Here is a 6,827-nt window from a genome sequence, read left to right as displayed (position 1 = left end):
CCACTACCGTCTCTCTTGATAGCTGGCTGGACCCGCAAAGCTCAGTCTAGGCTGGAGTTCTGAAGAGTTCCTACCAGCCGTTCGACGGTCAACTAGACCGTCTATCTTGCGCGTCTAAAGATTGCCGCGATGATACAGATATCCTCATGGCAGCTCCGCAGGATGGCTTCTCCCTCACCAAAATTCACGAGTCGATAATGAAAATAGCAACCCGCCTTTATCTCGCCTTCGCGTTCCTGTGTCTTGTGCTGGTAGCGCTTGGGGCCTTCTCCTACTCGCGAATGGCCTTAGTGAGCGCATCTACCGAGGAAATTTCTGGCAAGCTGCTACCGAAAGTTACGTTGTCACTACAGATCCAGTCTTGGATGAACGAATTTCGCACCGTAGAATACGCTCGCGCTATTTCTCCGGATAAAGTTTGGCTGGATCAAATGGACAAGGTGGCTGATGATCGTCTGCCGCGCATCCACGGCATGCTTACCCAGTATCAGGCCTTGGCCGTCACTCCTGAAGAACAGAGTATTATCGCTCAGATGATTCAGGCGTTCGATATTTATGCCAAAGAGTCCGAAAAAGCTGCAGTGGTGGCCAGAACATTTGACGCCATGGGGACGCGCAATGTGTTGGAAGGTGAAGAGCTCAAGCAAATCAAGATCATTCGCGATGGATTGGACAGTCTGGTTCAGATTAACAATGCTAAGAGTCATAACAATGACGTTGTTGCTGACCGAACCTTCGCTTCAGCCACCCAAGTGTTGGCATTCGTCATTATGATCGCCTTTATGGTGACTGTGCTGCTGTCCCTGTATTTAGTACGTTCAATCCAGCGACCTATCGACGTAGCAATACAAAGCGCTCAGCGCATAGCCTCGGGCGATCTCCGTCATTCGATCAATATAGATTCGACTGACGAGATGGGAACCCTTCTGCAAGCGCTAGATACTATGCAAAGTGGGCTACGTAGCACCTTGCTACAGGTAGCTTATGGCGCTAAGCAGCTCGCCGCGTCTTCTGAGCAGCTAAATGCTATCACCCGAGAAAGCAACAAAACCTTGATTGAGCAGGATGGTGAGATCAATCAAGCCGCGACTGCCACCACCGAGATGTCCGCCGCAGTTGAAGAAGTCGCTGGCAATGCTGCGGAAACCTCTGACTCTTCGCAGCGCGCTCATGACCAAGTGCAGGCAGGATGCCAAATCGCACAAGATGCCGAAAAAACTATGGTTGCGATGGTAGAGACCATTGCCAGCTCTTCGCAGAGTATCGAGAGCCTCGCTACCAGTGTTGGCGAAATCGGCAAATTGCTTGACGTTATCGGCGGTATTGCCGGTCAGACCAATCTCTTGGCACTCAACGCGGCGATTGAGGCGGCCCGTGCGGGCGAGCATGGCCGCGGCTTCGCTGTGGTCGCCGACGAGGTTCGTGCTCTGGCTGCTCGCACTCAGGCATCTACTGGCGAGATTGAGCAGATCATTAGCGGCATCAATAGTCTAACACGGCAGGCTGTGGCTGGTATCGCTGATTGCCGTACATTAGCTGATAATACTAGGATCGCCACTCAAAGCACGGGGGATTCGTTGCTGGCCATTGGCACTCGTATCATTGACATTCGCGATCGCAATCTAGTTATAGCCACGGCTGCTGAGGAGCAGGCTCAAGTTTCGCGAGAGATTGACCGTAATTTAGTTAGAGTGCGCGATTTGTCGGCTCAATCTTCCTACGGTTCGCAAAAAGTAAATGCGTCAAGTACAGAGCTATCTGAGCTAGCAGTACAATTTAATCAAACCGTCGCCCAATTTCAGCTTTAGATAGGACGCATCTCGCTTTGATACTTCATTTTAGGGCTAAGTAGACATAGCGCTCAGTCAGCCACTATAAATATCCGGGCTCGATAAATGAAAAGACCGGCATAGAGTCGGCCTTTTCATTTCAGGAAAGAGCTCGAAGTGAGGATAGAAAAGCTTCATTTTGCTAACTTCGATTTCTTCCTAGACGCAATTTAACGTACGTTTCGGTTTCTAGCCAGCTATCAAGAACTGCGCGATCAGGAAAAGAAAGTGCGCATTAGATCCAACCAATTTAACTGTTAACTAATACGCCCCACCACACTACTTAAAATATCGTCCGTTGTCCGCATTTGTAAACCTTCCAAATGGGCTTTCCGGCAGGCCATGAAACTTATTGAAAGCATAATCATCTTTGTAATCGTATGCAATGACCGAGAACTAAATATAGCTATCTCTTGAAAATCTGAAAAGCCAGCGTGAGTCCCGCAGACACGTTACATTCGATCCGTAAAATGAGGCCCCATGAAGCAGATGACCTCTGCCAACGCGGAGTACGCCGGCAAACGTAAACAGACTCGAAAAGAGCTGTTCCTAATCGAGATGAATAAGGGTAGTGCCGCGGCAGGGAATGTCCCGGCAGATCGAACCGCATTACCGCAGGGGTGGGAGAGGTAGCACCCTATGCCTTACAGGCCATGCTGCGTGTGCATCTGTTGCAGAACTGGTTTGGCTACAGCGATCCGGCCATAGAAGAGGGCCTGTATGAGACCACGATTTTGCGCCAGTTTGCCGGCCTAGAGCCGGAACGCGTTCCTTTCAGACCACGAACCTCAACTGCTGGCATTCGTAAGAGAAGCATCAGCTGGAAGCTGGCATCCTCCGGGTTATTACCAGTTATCTTCCGGACAAGGACCTGTCGTTACTCCAAGGCAGTATCTTTGATGCTGCGATCATTCATGCCCAGCTTGAAAAAGAACAGGGAGTGGCAAGCGCGCCGCTAAAATGAAGTAGGACAATCAGTACTACTTCGGGATGAAGGTGTACATCAGCTCCGATGGCGACTTGGGCGTGGCGCACCACGTGCACGGCATAGCCGCAAATGCGGCGGACTTCATACAGGTCGCCGGTGAAGAAAACGCGGTTCGATTTTATTCAATGTTGGGCTTTTCAACCCTCGCTCCAGAGCTGAGGCAAGTCCGGCTAGCCATCTGAGAACAACTCCCGGGGGCAGACCACATGCCCTTCTGATCCGCCGCAGTGCATCGGCCAACGATGGATTGAACGCCGTCATTCTGAGCTTTCCCCATGCTTTTACTGAAATTCGCATTGGTGGCTTTCTTCAAATGCAGAAGGCCTGATCCGTGCCTTTCATAACTTCCGGGCATGTGCCTTCGTGCTTCCACGCTCCTGTGTATGCTTGGGCTTGCGTATCCCTGCTTGCGAGAGAACGCGGTAAAGCGTCTCTTAAGCTTTGTGCATCCGTGAGAATGAAACCGTGACCCCGCTCATCACCACAGACGAGCGCACGCGATTAGTGGCCAATGGCCAGGCTCGCGCCGCCGGGCGGGACACCGACCCGCTGCCCGTGGCGCACCTTCTCACCCCGGATGCGAATGCCACATCTGGCTTCTGTCCTCGCTCGCCCTAGCCGATGGCGATACCGCCCACAGCCTGATTGACCCGGGGATTGGCATGCCCTCGATGGGCACGGTGAAACTGTCCGACCCGGCCCCCATCTTCCGGCCGCGCCAGCAGGCCGTGATGCGGGATCGCTACTTCCAGCCGGTGCAGCACCTGTGGGAATACCTAAGAATGGCCGAAGACAACGGCTCGCCACAGATCGAATGCCCACCAACCTCGGCGCACTGTATCTATTTCGGTCTAGTCTGTGACCCGTTCGGTCTGTATCGGCAGTATTGCACCATAGTGGCGCATGCCTGATTGAAACGGGCGTGAAGCTTAGCGCGGGCTGCGGCAAGCTGATCGACGCGGCATGCCATTGGAGTGCGTTGCCGCCGTCGCACTCGGACGATTTCAGCAACGCATCGGAGTTCATCGGCCTTGAAATTGCAAGTTTACGCTTCACCTATAACGTTTGACAATGTTCGCGTAGGTTCTGTACGAAAAATGCCTGCGCTCGGTGATGCTTTGTTGAAAAGGCTTCGGAGTGCTATTTTACCGCTAATGAACTCCGCTTCCTCAGCTTTTTTGCCTAGCCTGATATTCGCTCGGCGATTTTTTGTACAAAACCTAGCACTAGGCGAAGCGAGCAGCTGCGCCGAAATAGCCATTTTGAACTCCATTTTTCAACGAAAATGGCAATTAAAATGCCTTGTAAATGGTGTTTTCATAGCTGACATGAGCGTTTAGCGGGTGACTACCAATCCGCAACCTGCCCCATTGCTGGGTTTTCGCTTGAATTTTTTCAATCTTATTCTTCGCGGTGGCGATCAGACAGAACCTGTGATTTCGCGGCTGTGAAAATTTACGGGGCGGGCGTTGTCCAGTACAGAGGCTATGAAGTTTGCGACCACCCTCTGCCCCTCAGGAGCGCAGACCGGAATCCAGCCGACAAGAAGCGATGGTGGTATCAGCCGCTTGCCAGCATTTCAGACAAAGCATGTAGTGCTAGAGCAGCTAGCAGGCACGCGACAATGAGTACAGCGATGGCGAGAGCAAGCATAAGGTAACGCTTCATCTATCCTCCTGGAGGCAGTCACTTAAGGCTTAACTGTGGAGCAGAATGAGAGAGGCCCCGCCTGAGCTGGACTAGGACGGGGCCTCATACCTGCCACCGGCTCCGCTGCTGTGGAGGTCTGAGTCGCGCAGGCTGTCGGGGTTGGTCTGATGCACTTCCGGGAGGGGCACTCGCCGACTAATCCCCCTACCTGATTACCACGCTACAGGTTGGCTCAGGCGCCCAAATAATGTTAGCACGGGCACGGATCAGCTTCAGCAGCAGCTAACGCAGTCACCATTGCCACGGCAAATAATTAGCGCGTGCTTTGGGCTACCCACCTTGGGTCCTTTCCCCCTGTATGGCCCGGGGACATGGTGAACACCTGTTCGGAGACAGGATGGACACATCAAGCTGTGGTATTTGGCGGGTGGGAGCAGGCCAATGCCGTGGCAGGAGAGGTCCACGATGGAGTTACGCTAAGAATTTGTTGGCTTGGCACAACAGGCGGGAGCGAATGTACGCTTGCTGTGCTGCCGTTTCGGTATCAGCCCGACGACAGGATACAAATGGCTGGCGCGTACAGAGCCGGCGAGGCTTTGACGGATCGTTCGCGCCGTCCGGCGACGTCGCCAGGACGCTGTGCACCGGGCCGGGAGGCGCCGGTCATGGCCTTGCGCGCGCAGCACCCGGCCTGGTGAGCGCACAAGCTGGCGCGGTGGCTGGAAAATCAGGGCGTGCCGATGCCGGCCATCAGCACGGCGCATGCGATCCTAGTCCGTCACTGTGCGGTGAGCGCGGCGGCTTCAGAAGCGGCCAAGCCCTGGCAGCGCTTCGAACACCCGCAGCACGCCAACGATCTGTGGCAGATGGACTTCAAGGGTCATGTGCCCCTGGTGCGAGGACGCTGTCATCCACTGACCGTATTGGACGACCATTCGCGCTACGCGGTGGTGTTGCAGGCCTGCGGCGACGACCGGGAAGCCACCGTGCGCCAGTGCATGATCGCAGCGTTCGAGCGCTATGGCCTGCCGGCGCGGATGACCATGGACAACGGCAGCCCCCAGGGCACGGACGGCCAGCACTACACCCGGCTGGACGTCTGGATGATGGGTCAGGGCATTTGGGTCAGCTATTCGCGGCCCTATCATCCGCAGACGCAGGGCAAGGACGCACGCTTCCACCGCACGCTCAAGGCCGAAGTCCTGCAAGGCCCACCGTGGGCAGACCTGGACAAGGCGCAGCGGATATTTGACCACTGGCGACAGCTCTACAATGTCCAGCGGCCGCATCAGGCGCTGTGCATGCAGGTGCCCCAGACGCGCTATCAGCCCAGCCCCGTGCCTATTGCGCCACGCCGCCCGCGCCGCGGGACGCTGAAGGCGGTATCGTACGCAGGGTGCGCGACCAGGAACTTATCCACTGGCGAGGCCAGGAGTAGCACGTGGGCAAGACCTTCATTGGCGAACCCGTGCTGATTCGTCCCGAGGGCGTGGACGGCTAGTACGACGTGCTCTGGCGCACCTGGCGAATCGCGTGTCTGAACTTACACACCCGGACGGCGACGACGGGACGTTCCGTCGCCTAACACCTGTCCACCATGCCTCCGGGCTATACACCTCCCGGGGGGGCCGGTTGGGGGTAATTCAGGCCCGGCCTTTTCTCTATTCGCGAACATTTTTTCGGAGGTTGTTTGTTGTTTATCGTCCGGCTACAACCCGCATGGCTGCTAAGTTCTTTGCTGGAAATACAAAAACCCGCGCAGTTGCTGGATAGGCCCAGTAGGCGCAGGACGATCCTGCCGCTAAAGATTCATTTGCGGCGACCGATTTAGAGCTTGTTCACCAAAAGGTATTTCGGCTGTGCTAAAAGACCATCAAGCGTTGCAGGTCGCTTATCGACTGCTGCAGCAGAACAGTGAAGCCATCAGGGCGATTTCATCTAGATCGCCTGGCACGGCTCCACTAAATGACCAATTGCTGACGCTCAATGACGCCATGTCGGAGCTCATAGCTGAAATGGCGTTCCTTCTTGAGCGAGGCGAGCTGAACTCAGAACTCCTCGTGATGCGCGTTGAAGAGATACTCGGCCCCCTAAGCGCAGCTCATCGTGCTCATCTAGCATCACGTCCAGCAGCCGAGAATTGATATCGGCGTTGCCCTTGCGGGCAGATGCAGCGTCCCAGCCATTCGCGACTTCGTGGGACGCTTTGGCGTTACCACAATGCTTGGCATCTTAGGCTGGAATCGAACCAACTCGGACCTGGGTGATAGGTCCGGGAGGCCGAAGACAACTACATCGCCAATGTGTCTCGCTTCCGGTTGTTATAGGAGGCACAGGCCAGAACTGGCGCGGGTTTTGGG

1 protein-coding gene and 4 pseudogenes are annotated in these 6,827 nt (G+C 55.1%); all 5 read left to right on the top strand.

Annotated features, from left to right (window positions below; translation table 11 throughout):
• Positions 1–146: 146 nt before the first annotated feature.
• Positions 147–950 (top strand): annotated as a pseudogene (locus RND78_RS28635) (MCP four helix bundle domain-containing protein); the annotation flags it as partial.
• Positions 945–1,808: a methyl-accepting chemotaxis protein gene (locus RND78_RS28630; RefSeq protein ID WP_409457147.1), complete on the top strand. Its 864-nt coding sequence runs from the start codon at positions 945–947 to the stop codon at positions 1,806–1,808. The pseudogene RND78_RS28635 and the gene RND78_RS28630, both read left to right, overlap by 6 nt.
• A gap of 501 nt (positions 1,809–2,309) precedes the next feature.
• Positions 2,310–2,930: pseudogene (locus RND78_RS27320) on the top strand (transposase); the annotation flags it as partial.
• A gap of 352 nt (positions 2,931–3,282) precedes the next feature.
• Positions 3,283–3,620 (top strand): annotated as a pseudogene (locus RND78_RS27315) (DUF2958 domain-containing protein); the annotation flags it as partial.
• Between the two features lie 1,339 nt (positions 3,621–4,959).
• Positions 4,960–6,052, top strand: a pseudogene (locus tag RND78_RS27310) (IS481 family transposase).
• The last annotated feature ends 775 nt before the right edge of the window (positions 6,053–6,827 follow it).

Origin of the sequence: Pseudomonas oryzihabitans (assembly GCF_032027545.1) — a bacterium.
Lineage (GTDB): Bacteria > Pseudomonadota > Gammaproteobacteria > Pseudomonadales > Pseudomonadaceae > Chryseomonas > Chryseomonas oryzihabitans_F.
Note: the sequence above shows the minus strand (reverse complement) of the source record. Positions and strands in the feature narration are given on the sequence as shown.